The sequence below is a fragment of the Leptospira ognonensis genome (genome assembly GCF_004770745.1).
GTDB classification, from domain to species: domain Bacteria; phylum Spirochaetota; class Leptospiria; order Leptospirales; family Leptospiraceae; genus Leptospira_A; species Leptospira_A ognonensis.
Genome location: NZ_RQGD01000020.1, coordinates 1 through 24,162, shown reverse-complemented (window position 1 = coordinate 24,162; position 24,162 = coordinate 1). Strand labels below are relative to the sequence as shown.

17 protein-coding genes are annotated in these 24,162 nt (G+C 39.6%); 12 read left to right on the top strand and 5 right to left on the bottom strand.

The window, feature by feature from the left end:
- The first annotated feature begins 45 nt into the window (after nucleotides 1-45).
- Both EHQ58_RS05320 and EHQ58_RS05315 read left to right on the top strand, forming a co-directional pair.
- Nucleotides 46-1,029 carry a Kelch repeat-containing protein gene (locus tag EHQ58_RS05320; RefSeq protein WP_135622844.1) on the top strand — a complete coding sequence of 328 codons (984 nt, stop codon included), beginning with the start codon at nucleotides 46-48 and terminating at the stop codon, nucleotides 1,027-1,029.
- Nucleotides 1,016-2,728 (top strand): Kelch repeat-containing protein, encoded by a 1,713-nt coding sequence (locus EHQ58_RS05315; protein ID WP_135622843.1) that lies wholly within the window; start codon nucleotides 1,016-1,018, stop codon nucleotides 2,726-2,728. Before EHQ58_RS05320 ends, EHQ58_RS05315 begins: the two co-directional genes overlap by 14 nt.
- Before the next feature lie 22 nt (nucleotides 2,729-2,750).
- Here the strand turns inward: EHQ58_RS05315 and EHQ58_RS05310 are convergent, their stop codons facing one another.
- Complete coding sequence (locus tag EHQ58_RS05310) at nucleotides 2,751-3,656, bottom strand: DUF4384 domain-containing protein (protein ID WP_135622842.1); 906 nt, start codon at nucleotides 3,654-3,656, stop codon at nucleotides 2,751-2,753.
- The gene (locus tag EHQ58_RS05305) at nucleotides 3,653-4,372 is read right to left on the bottom strand and encodes a FecR domain-containing protein (protein WP_135622841.1); all 720 of its coding nucleotides are present in this window, start codon (nucleotides 4,370-4,372) and stop codon (nucleotides 3,653-3,655) included. The genes EHQ58_RS05310 and EHQ58_RS05305 overlap by 4 nt, the downstream gene beginning before the upstream one ends.
- Nucleotides 4,373-4,497: 125 nt before the next feature.
- On the opposite strand from EHQ58_RS05305, the gene EHQ58_RS05300 reads away from it, so the two are divergent.
- The 8 genes from EHQ58_RS05300 to EHQ58_RS05265 are packed head-to-tail and all read left to right on the top strand — an operon-like array spanning nucleotide 4,498 to nucleotide 17,147.
- A complete protein-coding gene (locus tag EHQ58_RS05300; protein ID WP_135622840.1) occupies nucleotides 4,498-6,075 on the top strand; it encodes a TolC family protein in 1,578 nt (525 codons plus the stop codon).
- A complete protein-coding gene (locus EHQ58_RS05295) occupies nucleotides 6,047-7,834 on the top strand; it encodes an Ig-like domain-containing domain (protein ID WP_135622839.1) in 1,788 nt (595 codons plus the stop codon). Before EHQ58_RS05300 ends, EHQ58_RS05295 begins: the two co-directional genes overlap by 29 nt.
- Nucleotides 7,835-8,431: a hypothetical protein gene (locus tag EHQ58_RS05290; protein ID WP_135622838.1), complete on the top strand. Its 597-nt coding sequence runs from the start codon at nucleotides 7,835-7,837 to the stop codon at nucleotides 8,429-8,431.
- Complete coding sequence (locus EHQ58_RS05285; RefSeq protein ID WP_135622837.1) at nucleotides 8,428-9,015, top strand: tetratricopeptide repeat protein; 588 nt, start codon at nucleotides 8,428-8,430, stop codon at nucleotides 9,013-9,015. Before EHQ58_RS05290 ends, EHQ58_RS05285 begins: the two co-directional genes overlap by 4 nt.
- A 4-nt stretch (nucleotides 9,016-9,019) precedes the next feature.
- The gene (locus EHQ58_RS05280) at nucleotides 9,020-9,697 is read left to right on the top strand and encodes a hypothetical protein (protein WP_135622836.1); all 678 of its coding nucleotides are present in this window, start codon (nucleotides 9,020-9,022) and stop codon (nucleotides 9,695-9,697) included.
- Nucleotide 9,698: 1 nt separating this feature from the next.
- Nucleotides 9,699-11,201, top strand: a complete 1,503-nt coding sequence (locus EHQ58_RS05275; RefSeq protein WP_135622835.1) for an efflux RND transporter periplasmic adaptor subunit — start codon at nucleotides 9,699-9,701, stop codon at nucleotides 11,199-11,201.
- Nucleotides 11,198-14,284 (top strand): efflux RND transporter permease subunit, encoded by a 3,087-nt coding sequence (locus tag EHQ58_RS05270; protein ID WP_135622834.1) that lies wholly within the window; start codon nucleotides 11,198-11,200, stop codon nucleotides 14,282-14,284. Before EHQ58_RS05275 ends, EHQ58_RS05270 begins: the two co-directional genes overlap by 4 nt.
- Nucleotides 14,250-17,147 (top strand): efflux RND transporter permease subunit, encoded by a 2,898-nt coding sequence (locus EHQ58_RS05265; protein ID WP_342776215.1) that lies wholly within the window; start codon nucleotides 14,250-14,252, stop codon nucleotides 17,145-17,147. The genes EHQ58_RS05270 and EHQ58_RS05265 overlap by 35 nt, the downstream gene beginning before the upstream one ends.
- Before the next feature lie 26 nt (nucleotides 17,148-17,173).
- On the opposite strand, the gene EHQ58_RS05260 is transcribed toward EHQ58_RS05265, so the two are convergent.
- Nucleotides 17,174-18,670, bottom strand: a complete 1,497-nt coding sequence (locus EHQ58_RS05260; protein ID WP_135622832.1) for a malate:quinone oxidoreductase — start codon at nucleotides 18,668-18,670, stop codon at nucleotides 17,174-17,176.
- 55 nt (nucleotides 18,671-18,725) lie between these two features.
- Between EHQ58_RS05260 and EHQ58_RS05255 the strand changes: the two genes are divergently transcribed.
- A complete protein-coding gene (locus EHQ58_RS05255) occupies nucleotides 18,726-19,895 on the top strand; it encodes a metallophosphoesterase (RefSeq protein ID WP_425460473.1) in 1,170 nt (389 codons plus the stop codon).
- A 209-nt stretch (nucleotides 19,896-20,104) separates the two neighbouring features.
- On the top strand, nucleotides 20,105-20,815 hold the full coding sequence (locus EHQ58_RS05250; RefSeq protein WP_135622831.1) for a trypsin-like serine peptidase: 711 nt from the start codon (nucleotides 20,105-20,107) through the stop codon (nucleotides 20,813-20,815).
- A 35-nt stretch (nucleotides 20,816-20,850) separates the two neighbouring features.
- Here EHQ58_RS05250 and EHQ58_RS05245 read toward each other — a convergent pair whose 3' ends face one another.
- Both EHQ58_RS05245 and EHQ58_RS05240 read right to left on the bottom strand, forming a co-directional pair.
- A complete protein-coding gene (locus EHQ58_RS05245; RefSeq protein ID WP_167883543.1) occupies nucleotides 20,851-21,918 on the bottom strand; it encodes a hypothetical protein in 1,068 nt (355 codons plus the stop codon).
- Between the two features lie 115 nt (nucleotides 21,919-22,033).
- Nucleotides 22,034-23,890: a hypothetical protein gene (locus EHQ58_RS05240; RefSeq protein ID WP_135622829.1), complete on the bottom strand. Its 1,857-nt coding sequence runs from the start codon at nucleotides 23,888-23,890 to the stop codon at nucleotides 22,034-22,036.
- Nucleotides 23,891-24,162 lie beyond the last annotated feature (272 nt).

Here is a 24,162-nt window from a genome sequence, read left to right as displayed (position 1 = left end):
CTGAGTGGAGGGATCAACTCAAGTGTAATCTCGAATACATTAGAAGTGTTTAATACTAAAACCGAATCTTTTCGATTGGTAAATTCTACCTTAACCAAGCCTTTGTTCTATCATAAATCCTTCAAACTGAGAAATGGTAAAATCCTTCTTGTTGGTGGATATGAGAACTCGTATTTTCCATCGGCGATTGGTAAATTTGGAGTTGTCAGTGTTAATGCATATCTCTATGATCCCGTGACGGATACCGTGAGCGTAGGGTCATCCTTGAACCAACCGAGGACTAATTTTGGCAGCGTGCAGCTCTCAGATGGAACAGTCGTTATTACAGGCGGTATGACAGTCGTATCAAATATTACTGCCGATATTCGAATTTCCAATGCCATTGAAACCTTGTCTCCGCAGAGTAACTCTTTTACTACGGCAACCTCTACCTTACCTACCAATCTTCACTCGCATACAGCCATTGGTTCGAGCGATGGGAAAATTCTAGTTTTCGGTGGACTGATTGATAGGTTGGATGCAACGACTGCTTATAACTTTTCTTTGTTAAGTTATGATTTAACAAACCAATCAGTGGTTACACTTAAAACTCTTCAGAATAATTATGTCGAAAGTTTTGTGGCGGTCTCCGGAGAAAATTTCCTTTTGGGTTCCGGTTTACGCTCTTTAAACGTACAAATTTTCAATAAGGAGACGAATGCTATTAGCACAATCGGCGGATTGGAAAAATCCTTAGGTCAAACTGTTTTTTCATCGGACACTCGTTATCACAGCATCCTATCTGGAATTAGTGGCAATAGTAGTTCTGCACCCTTGGAAAAAGTAATACATTTTAATAAGGATTATAAAAATTTTAAGCAAGGCATACAAATTCCAGAACCAAAATTTTGCAATGCGACGGTATCTCTAGGCAACAAACATTATATTTTTGGCGGTGCGACTAATTTTTCAGGATACATTAAAATTGCTGGTGGTTTGAATCTTTCGAATCCTTCGAGCAATTCAGTTTGGGTTTATGAAACGAAATAAGATTTTCATCCTCTTTGTTTTCATCCTGATGTATCATTGTAAAATCAATCCATCTGTGAGTCCCAATGATATGGAAGCAAATAATGTTAGTTTAATGACACAGCTGTTATTGAATCCTAGAAATTTAAATTGTAAATTCTCACCTGAGAATGGCGCGATCGTCCAAACCGTAAGTTCTATAGTCATAGAATGCCAAACAATTTTGCAACCTATCAATACCGATTCTCACGCAGAATTGGAAAAGAATTTTAGTTTGATTAGAAAGGACAATTTTAAGCTAGAGTTACTGCCATTGGAAACCGTTACGGAAGGAAAAATCCAAATCAATTTTGATTTTTTATTGGACACAAATGGTAGAACCCTTTCAGAACCAAACTATGAGATTACGGTAGATAAGACCAACCCCACTGTCAAAACAGAATTCGGAACGAGTCTTGTCGGTTTAAGTGATTTTGATAAAGGTTTCATCGAATTAGAGTATTCCGAGCCGATGAAAAACCATTTGGCAGTCGGGAACTATTCTTTTGGGGGAATCGGAGGAGGTGATTTAATCATTTCAGAAATTGCGAAGTTAGATGGAAATAAAATCCGAATCTTTATTCTAGGAAACGTTAATCGAAACGGAGGCGAGGTTACCTTAACTTTACGAAATATAACGGATATGTCGGGCAATACACTCAGTGACTCTCTTGTAAAAATTAATATGATTGGAGCAAGAATCGTAGCAAATTTATCCCAAGGACGAAGGAATCATGCGAGTGTCTATTTTAATGGGAAGATTTATGTCTTTGGAGGACGGGTTACCAACAGTGCCACCACTGCATTAAATACACTTGAAATATTTAACCCTGAAACGCTTCAAATTGAAAATTTAATCTCTTGGTCAGCAGGCATTGCGCCTGCTCTTTCTTTGCATCGGGCCGTTTTACTTTCGAATCAGAAAATTCTGATCGTAGGCGGAGTGAATGCATCGAGTGTGAATGTAGCTACTTCCTTTTTATTTGATCCAATTTCTGAAACCTTTTCAAGTGGACCGAATCTAACGGCGCAAAGGCGAGATTTCTTAACGCATACGATAGGTTCTATCCATTATATAATTGGCGGCACCGGTACCGGTTCAAATTCAATAGAAAAATATTCTGAAAGTTCTAATGCGTTTAGTGCCTCTTTCAATATGCAAAAATCAAGGACAGCAAAAGCTTCCATTTGTTCTAGTAATGATTCCACCTTTTCTGTTTTTGGCGGCGCAACGGGAACAGATGCCATTGAAACTTTTAATGTGAGTTCAGGTATAGCAACCGTTAGTAGTTCTGTAGATGCGATTGGAAATGTAGTTTGTAAGATCGGTTCGGAAGATTTTCGATTTGCGGGACAATCGGATAGTGCTCAAAAATGGAATCTGGCCTTAAATACCAAAACATCTGAATTTGTAATGGAACAGGCTGGGCGCTCAGGATTTTCGAATTTGGAATATGGCGAGACGCAGGATATCATCATTGGTGGTCTCATTGGCGCCAATGTCACAGACAGCATTGAGTTAATTGATTGGGAAAAAAACAAATCGCGTCAAATTGGAAAATTAAATTATCCCAAGTCTTCGGGCACTCTCACAAAAATACCAAATGAAAACAGAGCCTATTACATAGGTGGTCAGTATTCAAATGCTTCCTATAACATTATTGAAGAAATCCGCTGGTAATCATCAAAACTAGTATGTTAATTTAGTTAGGTGAGATTTCTAAATCCCATTCGGTCACTTGTGTATTTAAAATGGTTCTTGCCATAAGGTCAGGTAAGGAGACCGATTTCGTTCCCGTAAGGGCGGGAGGTAAAAGTTTAAAAAAGGATTCTCCTTTTTGATTTTTAAATTGGAAATCTGTCCATTCTTCTTTTGAAGCAAATACTTTGATCTTATCATGTCCATAAGGCGGCGAGGCTTTCAGAAGCAAATTATTTTCCGGTATCATGATACGCTCCCCTTTTTTCAAATAATTTACCGATTGGTTCGGATTCGGAAAAAGTAATAAAGGTTCGGCACTTTTCGATTCAGGTATAAATACAACATAGACGTAACTGTCCCCAGTTGCCTCGAGTTCAAATCGGATTGGCTCGCCTGCTACATATTTTGCCTTCAGTTGCGAAAACTTTATGGGCGCAGAAGGAGAAGACTTTCTTTCCGAAATGGCAAGGTAGATATTTTTTTTATCCAGGTATGCATAAAAGTCCTGGAGCAAGGATTTAGAAACAGAATCCGGGAGAGAATTTTTATATTCTATCTTTGATGATTCTATATCCACCATTTGAAGCTGAGTGACTCCGTTATTAGATTGTGATATGATGATTTTTTCAGGATTTTCTAATGGATGTAGTTTTTTTAATTCATTTAAATTCATTTCTCCGTTTTCTTTGCTTGTTAATTCATATGGTAACGTCCAATTAGTTTGTAAAATGGCATCGCCACGATTTGTTGCTATGACCTGCGCTTTTATATGCTGTAAAAGTTCCAAACTTTCTGCGGAAGTAGATAGAGTATAAAAAGCATAACGATAAACTGGTTTTACGTTAGGTGATGAATCGGCTAATGTGGAAATTGTAAGAATGGCAAAGGTCCATAAATATTTTTTCATTCGTTTTGTTTCCCTTTCATCTGATTCATGGTTTCTTCATTCTTCAATGCTTGATCCCGAATTAATTTATAGTTTTCTTCTTTTATCTGATCTAAGGATTCAAAAATTTTCATTTTCTCTTTTGCATAATCGGCAAGCATTTGTTTTATGAGTTCCTTACCTGTGACAACAATCTCTTCATTTTCTTTAACGAGAATTTCCTTGCTCTTTTCATCTTTTTGAACCGCGACTGTACCTTCATTGACGTAAACTCCATCCGGTAGTTTTAAGTCAGAGTTCACTCCGCCCGCATCGGGCAAGGCTACGATGAATTCGGTTCCGCGCACTCCTGCGACAAAACTTGGACTCGTGACCGTTAACTTATTTTGTCCTGAGGAACTTTGTTTGTGAGCTTTCACAAACAACTTTCCCGAATACGCTCTCACGGTAGTCTGTTTTGTTTTAGGATCCAGAAGATTGACAAGAGATAATTTCGAAAATTTTTCCATGCGGATCGTCGCTTGGGTTGCGAGTTGGATTTCGCAGACTCCATCTTTTGTTTCTATGGTATCCTCTTTTTTTAAGATTTGATTGATGCGCACGCTTTCCCCACCTGCTTTAGCTCTGGGTCCCGTTAAAAGGATTTTACCTTGAACGAAAGAGACGACACCGACTTCTTCGGAAAAAAGTGGAAATAGGAAAGCACTCGCAAATAAGGAAACAAGGATGAACTTCATACAGAAGATATTGCAAAGCTTTGGAGGACTTTCAAGTCAAAAAGTGCGCACTTTCTTTGCAGATTTTTTTCAAAAAAAAGGCAATAATTTGGAATAATTCGAATTTCCTTCCCTCTTCTAGATAGATGAATCTGGAAAGCCTAACATGCATCCTACTCGTTATCACTCTCTTGGCTCTGGATCTATCGGGAGAGAGTGCGCTGCCCTTGGACATGGAAGGAGCGGAGGCAGTGGGACTGACGAATAGTGTGATTCTTGCGAGCTTAAAAGACAGACGGGAAGTTTTCAAAATGCTGGCTACAGAAAAGTGGAGAAACTTTCTCCCTAGAGTAGGAATCAGTTACTTTGGCCTAAAAAACGCAAACGTAAACCAACCGGACAGCCAATACAATGACATCCGTCTCCAATTGAACCAGCTGCTATTTGATGGTGGAGAAACCTCGCTTGAAATTGAATCTGTAAAATTGCAGGAACTTCTCAATCACGAGGACTGGAAAATTGCCAGGGAAAAACTCCTACTGGAGATTCGCAAAGCCTATGTTAGGTTAATCGCCAGCGAAACAAAATCGTTTGCTTACACGAAATCATACGAAAGGACAATCAGACAATTAAAGGACGCAAAATTAGAAAGAAGAGAGGGCTTTCTTACTGATTTACAAGAGATTGAAATCGCAAATAAAGTCCAGGAACTTGAATTAAAATTGCTTAAGGCAAAATCTTTACATTTGCAGAATGAGATTGAGATCAAGAGACTGCTAAATTTGCCCTTAGACACTCCGATTGTCATCAAAGATTCCCTAGTTCGTGATTATGTTTTCTTCCCACCTAATCTCAGCTTTGGTGATGAATTCCGTATCATCAGCGATAAACCAGAAATCAAAAAATCAAGAATTGCCATCGAGAATTTGAGAACCAGAACGGAAATTATGGATAATCACTGGAAGCCGAAAATCTCGGTAGGTGGTTATTATGGGGAGAATGTGAACGGAGCGCTTCCTGTTAAAAATGAAGTGTATGGATTTAGTTTTTCGGTGCAAACGCAATTGGGAAGTTCTACCAACCAAACGAGTACAAATTATGGGATTCAAACCGACGGAACAGGCATCCAAAGAATTCCTGGTTTTGGGCCTCAGTTCGTTGGGAGGGGCGAAAATGCTTTTAATAGCAATACACTAAATCTTTTTGATGATTTGAGTTATAGTAGAAAGATCTATGAAGGTAAAATCGCACTTTCGGATGCCCTTCGAACAAGTAAATTAACTGAAATTTCATTGCAGGCGGAAGCCTTTAAATCCAAGGAAAAATGGATCGAAGCTTGGCAGCTCCTCTCTCTTGCGAATTCAAAATTTCTGTTATCTTTGCGTACCTGGAATTCGGTCCAAGCTAAGTTCGCAATCGGCTTTCTAAAAGAAGTCGATCTGCTTAGCGCAGAATCTGAGCTGATTAAATCTGTGGAGGAAGTCACTTCCTCACTCGCAAGTTATTTGGAATCGGGTATCGAATATTGTTATGCGACTTCCATTGCAAAGGAGGAAATTAATTTTTTTGAAATCAAAAAAGATAAGGGCAATTCTGTTCTTTTTGAACTCTTAAAGAATGAGAATCGATCTAATAATTCGGGAAATGATTTGGAATACAAACAGAAAATCGAATCGAAGTCGGTAAGGAAAAAATATGAATATCCTTTCTTTTTGGAAGAGTAACATGAATAATACGGTGTCTTATCTTCTGATGATTTTTTGTGCGCATATCTATTTTTCCTGTAAACATTTGAATTCTGATACTGAAAAGATGCTTACGCTCCTTCCCAATGACGAATCTCCGAAGGTCTTATCGGCCATACCTGGAATGGGTGATACTGGTCTGCCTCGCTCGCAAAAAATTGTAATCCTATTTGATAAACCCATGAACGTTAATTCATGTGTGCAAAGTTTTTCCATAGCACCGAACACCCAGGGATATTTTGAACTTACTGATTATAGTTTAACCTTCACTCCCTCAACAAGTTGGAATTATGGAACCTATACTTATACATTAACAAAAAATTGTGAATCCAAGAGTGGGAGCGATTTGCGCGAAATCCAAAGTGCCTCTTTTTCTATTGGAGAAGCGGGAACCGCAGGATCCTATCCCGCGCTAAGCGAAGTTTTAATACATACTGGAACGACGGAAGGATGCAACGGAGATTCACCCACTCAAAGCAATCTCCTTTCTGATTCACTAACCAATGTTTGTATGGGAACTCCAATTGGGAATACTATCATATTTCGTTTTTCACGGCCTATGGATAAGCAGGCAACGATGGCCGCGCTCGTTTTTTCTCCCTCCTTAATGGGAAGTTACACATGGATCTCCGATACAGTATTGCGGGTGTTACCTGATTTTCCTTTTGTCTATAAAACTAGGATTCATTTTAATTTATCTACTCAAAGCACGGATGTCCAAGGTATCAAACTCCAAGCTCCCGTTTCGGGTAGTTTTTACGTGGGCACAGGAAATTTATTACCAGTGATCTCGAGCCTTACGTTAAAGGCTGATACCTTGTCGAATTGTTTGCAGGGAGTGGCCGCCAGTGCAGACTTAACAACAACTGCCATTGCAAACGCTTGTTTGGGAAATCCAACTTCGAATCCGATTCGTATCACTTTTTCAAGAGCCATGAATCAGATACAAACGCAAGCAAGCATCACAATTTCGCCCAATCTCACTGGAACCTATTCTTGGTCGACAGACAATCGCTCCCTGACATTTGTTCCTGATGTAAAACTTAGTTATGGGACACGGTATACAGTAAGCGTAGGTACGGGTGCTGTCACAGTCGATAGAGTCTACGTGGAAGCGGCATCTATTTATAGTTTTGCGGCGGGTGGACGAGCCAATGAGGCTCCGACTGTACAAGCGATAGGAGTTGCATCACAAGGATGCGCGACCTCACTTCCTGGAACTGGAAACGCTCTAGGAGGGAACTGGCTCTCTGGCCATTGTTTCTGGGATCATACCTTGCCTTTACTTTCCGCATCAGCATATCAATTTCGTGCAGGAGATTCCGGAAGTGGTTCGATTGGCTCTTCCGCTTCTTGCGCCGACAGTAACACGGATAATTTTCGAATCATATTCTCGAATTATATGGATCTAAACCAGACGGTAAATGCGATCCGCCTAAGACGCCTTTCCCCACCCGGTACGATCCTTCAGCTTGCAAGTTGGAACTGGGAAGATTGTCAATCCTCATATCCTTACGGTTGCAGGGTGATCAATTTAATATTTTCAGAACTTGAAGCATCTTGCAATGGTTCGTCGGCGTTTGGTAATGCTTCCACCTTGGGAGACTTCAATTTATTACGCTCAGACGATACACAATCGGGCTATCCTTTTTATATGATCACAGTCGATACGACTGCGAGGGATGTTCTCCAAGTTCCGCTTTCTTCCTCATTTCATTTTAGTATGGAGGCAAAATAGATGAAATTTTCAATTTTTTGTTCCTTCTTTCTGATGGCCTGTTACGGACAAGGGTATCATGTTCGTTCGGCGATACATCTAAATGCATCGAATCAAAAATATTTGATAGGACCTGTCATTGCTCGGGACTACAGGACTCCCAAAACGGTGGCTCTCGATTTTCGAGAGCTTTATATTTTCGAACTGATGCAAAATGGAGTTTCAATCATAAATCATTCGAGCCAACCAGTAAAAAGAGAGGTGGAAATAAGAAACGAACGTTCATCACTACCCTCGAGCCTTAGGAGCAGTGCAGGTGAGAGTAACCAGATCCAATTTGCCTCCGAAAGACTTTTGGAAAAAGCAGATATTCAATCTCTCTTTGAGAGCAACCATTTCGATTATTTTATCCAAGGCATATACTCTATCCATGCGGGAGATATGGTATCACCTGAAAAGCAGAATCACTTAATCTTTTTAAACGTTTTTGATCACGAAGGCAATATCCTCAAGATGATCCATTCGCAGTCTGTTCGTGATTCCTTAAAAGAATCGGAACAATTGCGAACAGTGGCCGCCGCATTGGCGAAAAATACACGTGAGGTACCAAACAAATGAAAGTTTCCCTTCTTGTATTGATTGTAATGCTTTCTTCGTGCTCGGATCACAACACGGATCTGAAACAGGAATATGAGCTGGGAAAGCTGGAATATATAAAGGGGAGACTTGAGGGCGCTAAAAAAAAGTTCACGAATGTAAATTCCTACGAACCGAATTACAAAGATGTCTCACTGTATCTCGGCAAAATCGAATTTTACCAAGGACATTTTTTAAAAGCAAGTCAGATATTCTCTTCTTTGTTAGATGATGATACCTATGGCTATCAGGCCTTCCTCTTAAAAATCAAATCTGATTTTTTTTACCAAAAAGATCGATCAAAAATGTTAGAGGAAGTAGGGGCAGCCTTGAACAAAGATAGTTCGAATCTAGAATTGCTTCTCCTTTCTGCCAAATTGCATGAGGAGTTAGGAAAAATTCCAGAAGCAATACAATGTTATGAGAGGATTGTACAAGAAACCGATGTGATCATACTTTCGCATAAAGAACTCCATCGGATCTACCAACGCTTAGGCATCGAAGAAAAAGTTCAATTCCACCAGTCAAGATTAGCATTTTTTAACGAAGAGAAAAAGAGGAAATAAAATGATGAAACAAGTATTATCCATTGGATACCATATAGAGCAATGTAAGAATCTTTTTACGCCTAATTTTAGTGTTGTATATGAAAGGAACAAAACGGAAAAGGAAATTTTCCTCTTCGGTCTTAAATTATTTGTCTACACCTATTTGCTCTATGTCGGTATCTACATTTTCATTTACCTTTTAGGATATCCTTATTTCGCAAATTTAAATGAAATGATAAGATTGGATTTTGAGAAAAAAGGATACAGTTCTTTCAGTTTAGTTTTAAATTCTTATCCCTGGAATGTGTTGTATGTGCTTGCTTCCTTTAGTATCATCTTGTTACTTACATCAATTTTAAGTTATGCTTTTGCTCGATTTTTGGAGGAAGGGAAACGAAGCTTTCGTGTCCATATGGGCTTGTGTCTACATGGAATGTCGATTCTGCTTGCTTGCCTCTACATTGTCTTCATTGCCAATACGATCTTCCCCTTTAATGAAAATGCATCAATATTTGTCTTTAGTCTGTTAGTATCGATATGGATATTTATGTTCATCCTTGGGACTATTTTTTCCACGCGGATATTTGTGAAAGGGTCGTATAGCTATTTTGGACAGAATAAGAGAAGAGGGGCATTTTCTTGGTTGGTTCCCTTTAGTTTAATCGTCTATTTCATTTTTGGAATTGTCACGGGAATCTAAGATGATAAGGGAAAAATTTATCTTTCTGACTAAAATTCCCTTCGTTTCGAAACTAGTGGTGAGTACACTTATCTATCTAGGCATTACAATCCTTTATACTAATTTGACCTGGTCTGGCCTTCGTGCGAAGTTACCATTTTTCAATCGAATCTTTTATTCAAAACATCTCTCAATAAGTTCATACTATGACAATCTAACAAAAAATAAAGATGAAGCGAGTTCACAAATAGGTGCAGAAGGATTAAGCGTTCAAACGCAGACAATCAAAGAGGAATCTATAACTCCCATAATGAGTTATTCTGCAGTTTTGGAGCCACTGGAAAGAGTAGAGGTACACTCCAAAGTTAGCGGTCGTATCGAAACAATATACGTTAAAGAGGGCGAGAGGATCAAAAAGGGGAGTCCACTCGTAAAACTTGATAGTCTGACATTCGAATTGGATTTAGCAAAACAAAAAGCGTCTCATGATTCCGCCAAGGCTCTTTATCAATTATCCAAGGATAAATACGAGATAGCGAGGAAAAATTTAGAAATCAAATTGGGTGAGGCGGATAAAAGAAACGCAGTCTATAACAAAACAAATGAAGAATACCTCAGGCTTATGGAGATTGTTCGGAAAAAAGAGATTCTCTTCAATGAAGGTGTGATAGCCTTAGAAGAATATGAAAATCTGAAGCTGGAATTGCATGCGAGAGAAGTTGCTGCAAACAACGCCAGAAGGGATTTAGATATGATTCTTGTCGGAATTCGTGATGAAGATATTACTGATGCCGGTTATGCGCTTCCTAATTTAAAAAAAGAAAAGATCGAACTTCTAAAGACCCTTAGCACTCGATTGGAACATTCGGAAATGGAAGTTGCCGCAACCAACTTAAAAGCGAGTGAGGTAAATTTAAGAACAACGGAGATGCTCATCAAAGAGGCAGTTTTGTATTCTCCCATAGACGGTTTGATCGCTCGTATCCATAGAACAACCGGTGAACTCATTAATGCGGGAGGAGGCCAGCAACCAATAATCACGGTAATTTCTAGCCAAGGACTTTACGTTTCCTTTGCCGTAAATGAAGGAGATCTCGGAAAAATTAAGCAAGGTCAAATCGCAAATATTTCCGTCGATTCTCTTCCAGATAAAAACTATAAAGGAGTTTTAAAAAAGATAAACCCGCTTGTTGACCAAAAATCACATACGGTTGATGCCAAGCTTGAACTTTCAGGCAAGCAAGTTGATTTAAAGCCGGGCATGTTTGTCCGCGCTGATGTTAAGATTGGAGAAATTCAAAATGTGATTTTCATTCCTTTATCTGCCATTGCATCCTTGGAAGAGGAGGAAGGAGATATTTACGTGATGAAGGACCGCAAAGCCATAAAGCAGCGCGTAAAATTTGGAGAAAAGAGGGAGGATCGAATTCAAATAAAACAAGGATTAAGTGAGGGAGAGGTTGTTATCCTCAGCCCATTAAGCCGCTTATATGATGGAATCACAGTAGTTCCGAAATTTCAATGATTTCAGATCTCATTAAGCTGATATTAGAGCGTCGCATTGCCAGTTTGATGTTTTATCTAGGAGTCTGCTTATTTGGTTTGATCGCTCTTAAAGATATTCCCTTAAGCCTACTCCCAAACATTGAATTTCCACAGCTCACCATAATTACTTCATTTCCAAATGCCTCCGCAGAGGAGATTGAAAGTATCATCACGAAACCAATTTCTCAAATAGTAGGTACGATCCAAGGTGTAGAAAAAGTAGAATCCAATTCCAAAGAAGGAAATTCGTTTGTTTACCTCAGATTTAAAAATGGAACTGATATGGGTTACGCGATCTTAGAAATAAGGGAAAAACTGGATCTGATTCGGGATGTTTTACCTTACGAAGCATCAAAACCATTAGTTTCAAAATTTGATCCTACGAAAAAGGCATTTTTGGAAATTGTTTTTAATTCTGAAGCACTCGGTGATGAGAAAAATTTAAGGGGCTTTATCAATGAGCAAATAAAACTCTATTTTGAGCGGATTGACGGAATTGCTCTCGTTGAAATTAGAGGAGGTCATGAAAAGGAAATTTTTGTTGAGATTGATCCGAAACGACTGCGTGCATATAAAATCCAAGCCAACGAATTACCTCAACTCATCAGTTCGAATAATAAAAATTTTCCAGCAGGTCACCTACCATTTGGAAACAAAGATTTACCTGTTCGTCTGTTAGGTGAATTTAAAACAAAAAACCATCTGGAGAATTTGATCATACAGAGCCAGGAAACTAGTTATACAAAACTTGGCGACATTTCAAAAATTACTGAAACGTATAAAACTCGAAGTGGTTTTGCGAAATATAACGGCAAAGAAGCCGTCATTCTCTCTCTGTATCGTGAGCCCGGCAAAAATACTGTGAAAATCGCTGAGGAAGTTGGTTTGGTCGTCAATCAAATCAATCGCACGTATTCCAAAGAGATTAAAGGAGTGATCAGTTACGATGAATCGATATTCATTAAGGAATCATTAAACGGACTCTATCTGAATTTAGTGATTGGAGCAATACTGGCCTATTTTGCATTGCTTATCATTCTAAAAAATTTCGAGAGTCCATCCATTCTATTATTTACGATACCGGTCACCTTACTTCCAAGTTTCCTTGTCTTTCGTTCTCTCGGTATTGGTTTCAATATGATGAGTCTTGGAGGACTTGCCTTAGGAATTGGTATGCTTTTTGATTCTAGCAATGTCGTATTGAGTGGCATCGAACGTAATTTAAAAACTAAAAGTAAATTAAATGATTCTATATTGGCAGGGACAATGGAAGTTTTACCTTCTGTCTTCTCAGCGACCACAACAACGATCATAGTCTTTTTGCCCATCGGTTTTATAAAAAGTACACTTGGGATTATCTTCCGTGAGATGGCACTCTCGATTATCATCACACTTACTTTTAGTCTCATGACAGCAATTTTATTTATACCTCTATTGGCGAGTTATCTTTATAAGTATAGGAAAACGGTGACATCCAATATATTTATTTTTAAAATTTACCAAGAGGAGAAAATTATAAAAATATTTCACAGGTTTCTCTCTTCGCTTATCAAAGCCAAAACGCTTTTTCTTTCTACGCTACTCCTATTATTTTTTCTGAGTCTCATGCTGATTCCTTGGTTAACAAAAGAATATATGCCAAGTATTGATACCGGAGTTATATCAATCCAGATTGAATTGCCTCCAGGAAGTGATTTAGATTCTTTATCTCAATTTGTTGCGTATCTGGAAACCTCTCTCTTACAGGATAGATCTATCGAGTCCATTTTGACAACATTAGGCGGTTCTGAGGAAAATTTGCGTTTGAATCCGACTGCGGTTGCTGAATCAAATGAGGCCGAAATGATTCTGCAGTTGCGAGAAAGCAGAAATGAAACTACAAAGGAAGTAGTGGAAAGATTCAGGAATCGGCTTTCTAAGTTTGAAGGAGTAAAAGTGATTTTTGAGGCGAGGGAAAATGTTTTGGGGGAACTTCTTTCTGAAAAAAAATCGATTCTTGTCTTTGATATCATTTCGGACGAATTGGCTGAACTTGCTGAAACTGGAGCCTTGTTGAAAGATAAGCTTTTAACTCTATCTGGTGTTTTCTGGGTTACTCTCGGTAGTGAAACGAAAGCAAGCGAATACCAAATCAATTATGACCAATCCAAGATGGCTCGTTTCGGAATCTCGAATTCCCAAGTTTCAACATTTGTTAAACTTTCCTTGAAAGGACTTCACGCCTCAGATCTTCAAGTTAACGGAACATCGATTGCCATTCGCTTGGGCATTCAGAAAGGATCCTCTGATTCGATCGAAAAGATTCAAAATTTACAGTTTGTTGCACCTAACGGAGAATCTGTTTATCTGGGACAATTTATAAATATTTCAAAACGAGCAGTGGATACAAATATTTTTCGAATCGCAAATCAAAGAGTAAATCACGTTCGAATCGGATTTGATGAAGAAGTGGATCAACTAAAAAAGGAGATTCAAACTCTGATAAATCGTTATGCTGAAAAAAGTGAGATCAAGATTAGAAGCGGGGATGAAAACGAAAAATTAGGAGATTCTTTTCGGGAGGTTTTGTTATCTTTTCTTCTTGCCTTGTTTTTGATCTTCATGCTTTTATCCGGTCAGTTCGAATCCTATCTGACTTCCTTCGTCATGCTTGCGACCATTCCACTCATTTTCATAGGCACAATACCAGCGTTATTGATCAGCGGGAAAAGCCTAAATATCAGTTCATTTATGGGATTTATATTGTTACTCGGAGTTGTCGTGGATAATGCGACCCTCTATTTCGAATACTTTCATCTCTTCTTAAAAGAGTCAACTGATCCGGAGAAAGCCTTGTTAAAAGCAACTAGCACGGTTCTCAAACCAATCCTAATGAACAATTCGACCACTATTCTAGGAATGTTGCCTATCCTATTTTCAATTTCGAAGGGCTCAGAATTCCAAGCACCCTTAGGGATTGTTGTCGTTTTCGGATTGTTAACTTCTGTAATTTTGAGTTTATTTGTCATTCCGATTTTGTTCCTAATAATTGAGAAACGGAAATCGAGTTCTTTTGTTCCATAGGTTTTTGCAATTTTCGATTTGTCGCCCGACTTTATCGTTAATGGTCGGTATGATACCGGTTCTATTTGGCATGCTTACGATTCTTGAACTACCTTTCGTGAGAGAAGAAAAAGCACACTTTCCTGGCATTGCTATCAGGACGGAAGCTCGAGGTTTAGATGCAAGCAAAGTAGAATCTGAGATTACCAGGCCCATAGAGAGAGTCATTTCGCAGGTGGGAGGAGTGAGAAAAATGACATCCGTTTCTGAGGATGGAATTTCTCAAATCCAATTACAGCTAGATTCAAATCAAAATTTAAAAACTAAGTCCTTAGAGTTTAGAGAGAAGATCGATACCATCTTAACCTTATTTCCTAAAAATATCCACAGACCTCAGGTTTATCGTTACGATCCCTCTCATTCGCCTTTAATGGTTCTTTCCTTTTCAAAGAAATATATGAATCCTAACGAACTTAGAGATTTAGTGGAAAAATCTTTTAAATCAGAATTTGAATCCATTGAAGGTGTGAGCCAAGTTCTCATTGCCGGAGGGAAAATCCGAGAAATACAAATATCTTGCGACGCCAAACAGTTAGAAGCTTATTCACTAAGTTTACGGAATATTGTCGACCGGATATCTGAAACAAACCAAAACGATTCTCTTGGAAAAATCAGGCAGACAAAACTGGATTATCTTGTGCAAACAAGAGCAAGATGGAAACAGATGCATTTCATCCGTGATTTGCCCATACGCTTGGATTCAGCTGGTGGCATCGTATATCTCAAAGACATTGCAGAAGTGAATTTTTTGCCGAGAGACGAGGAAATCGGTGCAAGGATCAACGCACAAGAAAAAGTCTCTCTATTCCTCTACAAGAATGATGCGAGTGATCCAATCGTCATTACCGATAAAATCTATAAAATTCTTCATAAGAAAAATATCTCTCAAATACAAATTGAATTCAGTCAAGATGAATCTCTTTTAATCAGAGATACCACATTTGGTATATTAAAGTTAGTCGCCATTTTTTTAACAGTTCTATGTTTTTATCATACTTTTTTTTACAAAGCATCATTTCCCTTTTTTCTATTTTTGTTATCATTATTTTTTTCCTTTTTTTCTCTTTGTTTTATGCATTCTATGGTTTCAAAATCCCTCTCACTATCAGGAATGTATGGATTTGTTCTTGGAGCTTGCCTATGGTATCTCTTGCGAAACAAAGAAATCAGTATTAGCCAGACTAACATTCTTTATAGAGAAAAAACGAAATCTCTGCATTGGCTGATCGCAGTTTTTATCTCTCTTTTGATCTCCAATTTTCTATCATCGGTAGTATTCCGTTTTTATTTTATGCTTTGTGTCCAAATGATCCTCACTTTCTATTTCATGGATTATTATTTTCCAATCCTCTCTGCTCATTCCTGCTTTAAATTCCAAGGCTTAAAAAACTATTCAGATGCTTTCTATTTCACTTTACGTAGACTTCTGAGTTACTTTTCAAGAAAACAAATTTCCATTCTAAAGAAATGGGAGGATTCCTTATTATCGGATCGCAAGATTTTGCCTATAACTTCGATCTCCATTCTCCTGTTCAGTTTTTATTCTTTAGCACGGGTTGATTTTTATGACAACATACAATCAGATGCAAAACAAACCTTCGCCATTTTAGAATTTCCATCAGGTACCTCCTTCGCTCATACCAGTGAAATCACTCTCCAGGTAGAAAAGAAATTGAATGAAATGGAAGAAGTGAAACAAGTCATTAGCAAAATAGACCCATCTCATTCCCTCCTTCTCCTAACACTGGAAGACGGAATTTTACCATATCAGGAATTTTTACTCCGCATGAAGGCGGAGATTGGAAATACAAGTGATGGCTTTTTGTATTTTCCCTCGGAGCCAAATTCAAATTATTTCCAAGAAATTCTATTTGAAGTCATTGGTCCAGAGCAAGAAGTCCTCGAGGAAATCACTAAGGAATTAACTGAGAAAATTAAAGATTACGATGGAGTTTCCGAAGCAGTATTGAGATACAAACAAGCGAGGGAAGAATTGCAATTAATACCAAAATCTGAATCTATGAAAACTTCAGATCTAACAGTACCAATGTTTGGTGATGAATTGCATCTGGCTTTGCAAGGTGGTATCGCATCTAAATTTCTTTCCGATGAAAAGGAGATTGATATTCGTGTTCGTTATTCTGAAAAGTATAGAAATTCAAAACAAAACTTTCATAATATACGAATTAAAAATACAAAAGGTCAGATGGTCCCTATCTCGGAGCTGGTGGAGTTAAAGGAGGGAAAAATCCCTTTAAAATACTATCATAAAAATCGGAGTCGCATGCTTGGTTTTTCTGTAAAGCTGGATGGAAATTCCTCAAGGTTAAGATCCGAGGTGGAGGAGTATATAAAATCCTACGCCTTGCCGGAAGGATACCGAATCGAATCCGAAAAGGAGGCAGAGAGTTTTAACTCCTCTAAGAGCAATTTAGTCTTCTTATGTTATCCGCTTCTTTACAGTATCTTGTTTTTTCAATTCATCAAAAACAAAATCCCATGGAGAAGGCTGTACTTACAGGAATTATTACCATACTACTTTTCTTATTTTCTATTGCAGAGATTGTTTCCTGGACCCATGTATTTACCATTTCAGATCGGTATGCTTTTGTCTTTGCCTTTTTCGTTCTTTGCGGGTAAGTTTCGACTGATCATCCTTCAAAATCGTATCCACTTTTTCTGTGGAGTCACTTTCATCTTTGTTTTATTTTTCCCTGAAACTGTTCTAAGTTTTTTTCAAATATGGATCTGTTTAACAATCTCCACTGTTTGTCATTTTCTGATCCTTCATTTCTATAAAATTCAAAAGAAAAAATTTAGATAGAAATGAAGTCACCCATCGCTCGAAAGCTAAGATTTTAGATGCAGAGCTTTTGCGGTCCTTGCTCGGCTTTCTTGGCAGAGTGCAGCATTGCCTATCAGCGCCTCCCCATAAATAGGAATCATCGTTTTTAACCGGCTCTGCCATTCTGGAGTTTTAATTTTCTCTTTAAAACAGTCAGCTAACACCTCAAGCATGATAGCCACCGATGTGGAAGCACCAGGCGATGCTCCAAGAAGTGCTGCAAGAGACCCATCTGAGGCAGCGACGACTTCGGTTCCGAATTCCAAAACACCGCCTTCCTCTTTGTCTGCTTTGATAACTTGCACCCTTTGACCTGCGATGACGAGTTCCCAGTCTTCACTTTTTACGTCTGGAAAATATTCGCGGAGAGCATCTATTCGATCTTCATGAGATTGCATCGCTTGTCCGATTAAGTATTTTGTAAGAGGAAGGTTGTGCATACCAGCGGATAACATCGGAAAAATATTTCCAAGTTCCAGAGATTTTGCTAGATCAAAGTAGGATCCTTTCTTTAGGAACTTTGTCGTAAAACCAGCATAAGGTCCAAATAATAATTCTTTTCTTCCTTCCATAATTCTTGTGTCAAGATGCGGAACCGACATAGGTGGGGAGCCAACTGATGCTTTTCCATATACTTTTGCAAAATGAGCTTCTATCACCTCACGGTTTTTGCATCGCAACCATTGCCCGCTGACTGGGAATCCACCGAATCCTTCCGCTTCAGGTATGTCGGATTTTTCAAGTAGAGGGAGTGATCCTCCTCCTGCGCCTATGAACACGAAGTTTGCTTCATGGTGTTCTTTTTCATGGCTCATCAAGTTTGTAGAAGTGAGATTCCAGAGTCCATTTGGCTCACGCTCTAGATCCTTTACATGTTCATAATAGCTTATTGTTACACCTCCCAGACTTCCCAGATACTTAAACATAGCTCTTGTTAGATTTCCGAAATCCACATCTGTTCCAAGTTCCATTCTTGTTCCAGCGACTTTTTGGTAGGGATCCCTATGTTTCATTACAAGAGGCATCCATTCCGTTAAGAGGGATCGATCTTCCGTATATTCTAGTTTACTAAATAGAGGGTCAGTGATTAATTTTTCATATCTTTTTTTTAGGAAACTTACATTTTCCTCTCCCCAGACAAAACTAAAGTGAGGAACGGAGTGAATGAATTGGTCTGAAGAAAGAATGTGTTTTTCTGAAACCAAATAGGACCAAAACTCTTTAGATATTTCGTAATTTTCTGCTATATGCAGAGCTTTTTGAATATCAATGGAACCATCCGGTTTTTCGAGTGTGTAATTCAATTCGCAAAAAGCTGAATGTCCGGTTCCAGCATTATTCCAAGCATTTGTGCTTTCTCTGGCTGCGGCATCTAATTTTTCGAGAACTGTGATTGTTAGGCTAGGATCGAGTTCTTTTAAAAAAATACCTAGAGTCGCGCTCATGATCCCGGCGCCGATGAGAATAACGTCAGATTTTGTTTTGATTTGTTCGTGATGCATGCTGGATTCTATAAATTAAGCAGTCTAATCAGTGCAAAGGAAAAAAATTTCTAACATGACTTCATTTCTCAAATTTCTTACTGTCTTTACAACGATACTTGGAAGCGCATATATCTATACTGGAATTAGATTGGTAGAAGGGCTCTCTCTTTCAGGTCTTTCCGTCTACCTATTTTGGGGCGCCATCATAGTTCTTATCCTAATCATCCCCGTATCATATTTTCTCAGTCAAGTCACGGCGAGTGAATGGGTGCAGTCCTTTTTTTCTTATTTTGCCTTTACAGGTCTCGGCTTTTTCACGATTCTTTTTTCTCTCGTGATTCTTAAGGATCTTGCTACTTTACTTTTTCGTCTCACACAACTTTCGCTATGGTTCACGTTACCTCAGGTAGGTGAGGGGACGTATTTTAAGTTTAGCATTTCCCTTGGTCTGATTGGCGTAGCCATCCTTTTGACTCTTTATGGTTTTTATCAGACCCACCAAAAGCTTAAGACAGTTCTAGTAAAGATTCACATCAAAGACTTACATGCCGATCTTGAAGGTTTCACCATCGTACAAATTTCCGATGTCCACATAGGACCGACAATCAAAGGTAAATTTCTAAATAGAGTCGTAGCCAGAATCAACCATCTAGATCCTGACTTTGTGGCCATTACTGGCGATCTCGTGGATGGACCAGCCAGTCGGCTTAAACAACATTTGTTACCATTAGGTGATCTTAAGTCAAAATATGGTACGTTTTATATTACAGGAAACCACGAATACTACTCAGGAGTTCATGCTTGGATCTCAGAAATTAAAAAGTTAGGCATCCAGGTTTTAATAAATGAAAATAAAGTTCTTCATCATCAGGGAGCGACCGTTACCGTAGCAGGTGTTACTGATTTGAAAGCAGGGTCAATTGTTAGAGAACATGCAACAAATCCATTGCAAGCAATCCAAGGTGGCGAAAACTCAGATTTCAAAATCTTATTGGCTCATCAACCAAATAGTATTTTTGAGGCTGCCGGTCTTGGTTATGACTTGCAACTCTCTGGGCATACTCATGGCGGTCAATACTTTCCGGGTAATATCTTGATTTACCTGGCCCAGAAATTTGTCGCTGGTTTACATACATATAAAGATATGCTAATATACGTTAGTCGAGGAACCGGTTATTGGGGTCCGCCCCTTCGCATCGGAGCACCTTCGGAGATTACAAAATTGGTTTTATCAAAAGCCTAAGTCCTTTTTTTTGGCGCCTCACTTTTCTGTTAGTTGTCAACTTCTATTAGGTAATGACCCGGATATCCGCTAAAGGCCGTCCATAAAGTCGTTTATGAAATGGTGGGCGGGATTTATGCTGCGATCCGTGGCGCAGGCTCACTTTTGAAATCTATCCTATACTTGCCAAAAGGAATGTAGAAATTAAAATAGGCACATAGGCGAAAACATTGATTGAACCACTCTTATTATCCGTAACTTCTGTAATCACAAAATTTGGAACCCAGCAATTAACAAGTGCTACAGGTTTCTTTTTCGAAAGAGAAAACCGTTTGTATTTGATTACTGCAAGGCATGTTGTTCTCGATGAAGGGACACAGCATCGTCCGAATATCCTCATCATAAACTTACACATCAATGAAGAAAACATCACGATCACAACAGATTATTCCATACCCTTGTATCGGGAGAATCGACCCTTATGGATGGAAGCATATGATTCTGGGGGTCTCGTAGACGTTTGTGCGATAGAGTTAGATCGTAAGGCGTTGGGTGATAAAGTTTTTTTAGAAGCATTTCATGAAGATCAATTGGTCACTGCGACCGATGATGTTGAAGTCGGCACCTCCGCGGTGATTGCCGGTTTTCCCTTGGGTTTTTATGATACCTTACATAAGCTCCCCGTCGCAAGGAACGCTCTCATTGCTTCTTCGTTTGGAATTCGGTTCCAAGGATTAGGTTATTTTTTGACAGATGCGCAGATGCATCGTGGATCGAGTGGGGCGCCCGTTGTCATCAGAGTGGATTCGGAGTGGCACTTGATAGGCATTCACACCTCACGAATGGATATGGTCACCCGCGATAAGCAAGAAGATGACAGACTGAATCTGAATTGTGCCTGGTATGCAGATGTGATCTTGGAACTAACAAAAAAAAGATAAGAACTTCATTCCAAATTTTTTCAATCCTGTCATTTTTAAATATCTATCGGAACGAAGACCGATAGATCAACGTTATGAAACCTGAGACGGTAATCCTCCTGATAATAGATGGGTCCTCCGTAACCAAAACGAAAGGTAACATCATAAAAGGGTATTTCGAAAAAAAAGTAAAAACTAGAGACATACTTCTCTTTTAATTTAAAATCACTTTTAGAGACAGCGGCGAGTGAAAGGATTTGAAGTGGATTTAAATTTCCCTCTGCGTATTGCGAGATAAGTAACAGAGTATAACCGTTCATATTTGAAATGTCTAAATTCCCTTTGCTATATTGGTAGAGACCGAATAGTTCTAAATTTCCTGGTTGCGAAAGGTTTGAAAGTAGGTAGGTGTTAATCGGATCAGATTCTGGTTTTCCATTTCGTAATAAGGCGATATCTCCGTATCGATCGATTTTGTCAGAAAGTAATCCATTTCCGATCAGTGCGAGAACAGGTGCTTCGGCATTCCATCCATTATAAAAATCGGGATTTCCCTTCATGTGGACTTTGCTTGGTCCCAATCCGAGTCCGATCCGAAAAAATTCTCGTTCCTTATCACCGATATAAAAAATTGGCATAAGGCTTGTTATATTCCCTTTCATTTCGGTTCCAACATCATTTACCCGGTTACTCGAGGCATAGACATTCGTTCCAGTAGATAGAAAACCTCCGTATGATTTATTTATCGATTGTTTTGTGAGATCAAAATCAAAATTTTGATAGAGTAAAAATACACCCCATACTTCACCGAAATGAAAATCCCTTGATTTAATATCCATAAAGAATTTTGTCTCGCTAATTTCCTCATCAGGCATACGAAGCTTTGATCCGTTAGGCGCATTTATAATTAAATTACTCGATCGGTACTGAATCCCAGGCAAAAGAGAAAAAAACTCACGTCCAATCGGGCTACGTTGGTTGGCTAATCCGAATCTTTCCTTCTCCGATGAGTAACTAGGTTGAGTGGGTTCGGACAGGATTGGCCCCTGCAAGATAGCTCCCAACGCGATTGGCACAAGAAAGAAACACCATCTAATGATTTCCGAGCTGGAAAAGGAGTTCATTCCTAGTGAGGTAAAGATAAGTCCTCAATAAAATCGAGCCTATTTTTCAAAACAATTTACCCTACAAAGAACCTGACGTCGAAAAAAGGAGATCGAATGCAAGATGAGAACTGGATCAATTTGTATTTGCTCTCGTGCCAGTACTCGCGGTTCTTCCCGTGTCAGTGCTCGTGCCTTGTGTTCCTGCATTCCCTAAATTGAATGTGGAAAGCGTACCAGCTGAGGCCCCGCCACCATCCTTATAGATTCCCATAGAGTGGCCGCCGTTTCCTGGATCTGCTATATAAGAATCTCCACCTGAACCACCGTTCCCTGTTGTGAATTGATTGTTTTCTATTTTCAGGATGTTTGCAACATTCTTATAGAAGAAAGCAATGCTTGGTCCTCCGCCTCCACCTGATGCGGCACCACCGTCGCCGCCTTTGCCTCCGCGACTCCCGTTTCCACCCTGGCCAATTTCTGAGAGTCCATTCGTTCCGCCGGCACCTCCTTGACCTGCGGCTCCACCGTCCCCACCTTTTCCACCCTTTCCAGAATTCCCACCCTTGCCTGATTGAAGGTGATTGGAATCTAAAGACAAGCTGGTAATTTCAGAAACAAAGACCGCAACGCTTGCGCCACCCCCACTTGGTTTGAAGCCTTTTGTCGCTTTTGATCCGGCGGCACCACCTCCACCCCCACCGTTTCCGGTTCCATCGATAACAAAAGTGCTCGTTTGGCCGCCGCCTCCACCACCACCACTCCCAGGAGTTCCATCCGAAATTCCATCAGTTCCGTCGCTTCCATTTGCGGGATAATAATACATATTCACTGTGCCAAACGAATTTCCTGTTTTGGCACCTGGTGTTCCGTTGCTTCCATCAGTACCAGTGCATGTGGCATTGGATCCTGGGTTACCCGGATCCGCATTCGTACCCGCCGAACCACCACATGGTCCACTACCGGCTTGACCGACCGTGGCAGTATTGCCTTGGTCTCCATTCCCCCCGCGAAAACCATTCAAGGAGGAAAAGGAGGCATTCACACCTCCATTACCACCTAATACGGTCTGGGATTCATCATCAATGCGACCCGGTGCTCCCGGGCTACCATCTCCTCCCGAGACGCCGTTTGTCCCATTGGCACCATCGGCTCCGTTTCCGCCGTCTCCTGCCTTTATATGAGAAGATAGGATCGACAATTGGTTGAGTTGGTAGGCAACAAGTCCATAACTGGAACCAGGTGTTGCGCTTAGTGTCGCAGGAACGGATGTTGATTCAATCTTACTGCTTTTCAAAGTGAGTGAGGAGGTTCCATTTAATACCAGTATGCCGATAGTTGAGTTTGCTGCGTCTCCAGGTGGAGTCGTAATCAGGTCTATGCCAGAGATTTCGACAGCAGCATTTAAATTATTAATCTGGATTCCGATACGATTTGAGGTGATCTTCGAGAGATTTGCAGTTAGGTCGCGGACAAGGCTTGAGGAATAACCGCCCTTTAGATTCACACCTGATGGTAAGACAAGGATTTGGGCTGATTCATTATAGCTTGCGTTTCCTGCCCTTGAAATGATGCAAATCGTTTGTCCCGATGTGGCGACATTCGTGGCTCTTTGGATGGTTAATAATGGTAAATCTTTTGTTCCTGCATTAGAATTGTTTCCAGTATCCCCATTTACATACAAAACATTGGTGGAAGTTACACAATTATCTGAACTGCTCCCATTTACTGTGGAACTATCAGTAGTGGTGCTTGCATTCGATGTTTGGTTGCTTGAATTAGAATTTGTAGAGGAGGTGGAACCTGAAGAACTTTGAGGTAAATCGGAATTTTGTCCTTCTCCGTTATTCGTGCCAGAGGGACTGGCTGTTGTTGTCGCAATGACTGCCCCACCAAGCGCGAGCAATATGGATTTTGAATTTCCGGAGGCGTTTTTGCATCCAAGAAAAATGAAAAGGAAAAAAGTGAAACTTCGCATAACTTTTACGTTCATAAAACATGCGTAAAATGTTTCTGCGTTAAGGTCAACTCGATTAACCTAACGGTGAGATATTTTAGGGCGAGGGGACTCTTTAAGGAAATTTGTTTGGTTTGAATTTTGTTTCGTTCTCTTTTCCTTCCTATTCAAATCTTTCGCCTTCTGCCAACATCCGGAATGGTATTTCTTGTGATAAAAACGGGTTAATAATGATAAAAAAGGATTGACAGTGCGGGTACATTCCCAATGATGGAAAAACGGTAATTGTAACAGGCCCGGAAGGGAAC

Coding starts and splice junctions, on each gene's coding strand:
- EHQ58_RS05315 (WP_135622843.1), top strand. CDS start 1,016: ATGAAACGAAATAAGATTTTCATCCTCTTTGTTTTCATCCTGATGTAT.
- EHQ58_RS05310 (WP_135622842.1), bottom strand. CDS start 3,656: ATGAAAAAATATTTATGGACCTTTGCCATTCTTACAATTTCCACATTA.
- EHQ58_RS05305 (WP_135622841.1), bottom strand. CDS start 4,372: ATGAAGTTCATCCTTGTTTCCTTATTTGCGAGTGCTTTCCTATTTCCA.
- EHQ58_RS05300 (WP_135622840.1), top strand. CDS start 4,498: ATGAATCTGGAAAGCCTAACATGCATCCTACTCGTTATCACTCTCTTG.
- EHQ58_RS05295 (WP_135622839.1), top strand. CDS start 6,047: ATGAATATCCTTTCTTTTTGGAAGAGTAACATGAATAATACGGTGTCT.
- EHQ58_RS05290 (WP_135622838.1), top strand. CDS start 7,835: ATGAAATTTTCAATTTTTTGTTCCTTCTTTCTGATGGCCTGTTACGGA.
- EHQ58_RS05285 (WP_135622837.1), top strand. CDS start 8,428: ATGAAAGTTTCCCTTCTTGTATTGATTGTAATGCTTTCTTCGTGCTCG.
- EHQ58_RS05280 (WP_135622836.1), top strand. CDS start 9,020: ATGAAACAAGTATTATCCATTGGATACCATATAGAGCAATGTAAGAAT.
- EHQ58_RS05275 (WP_135622835.1), top strand. CDS start 9,699: ATGATAAGGGAAAAATTTATCTTTCTGACTAAAATTCCCTTCGTTTCG.
- EHQ58_RS05270 (WP_135622834.1), top strand. CDS start 11,198: ATGATTTCAGATCTCATTAAGCTGATATTAGAGCGTCGCATTGCCAGT.
- EHQ58_RS05260 (WP_135622832.1), bottom strand. CDS start 18,670: ATGCATCACGAACAAATCAAAACAAAATCTGACGTTATTCTCATCGGC.
- EHQ58_RS05255 (WP_425460473.1), top strand. CDS start 18,726: ATGACTTCATTTCTCAAATTTCTTACTGTCTTTACAACGATACTTGGA.
- EHQ58_RS05245 (WP_167883543.1), bottom strand. CDS start 21,918: ATGAACTCCTTTTCCAGCTCGGAAATCATTAGATGGTGTTTCTTTCTT.
- EHQ58_RS05240 (WP_135622829.1), bottom strand. CDS start 23,890: ATGAACGTAAAAGTTATGCGAAGTTTCACTTTTTTCCTTTTCATTTTT.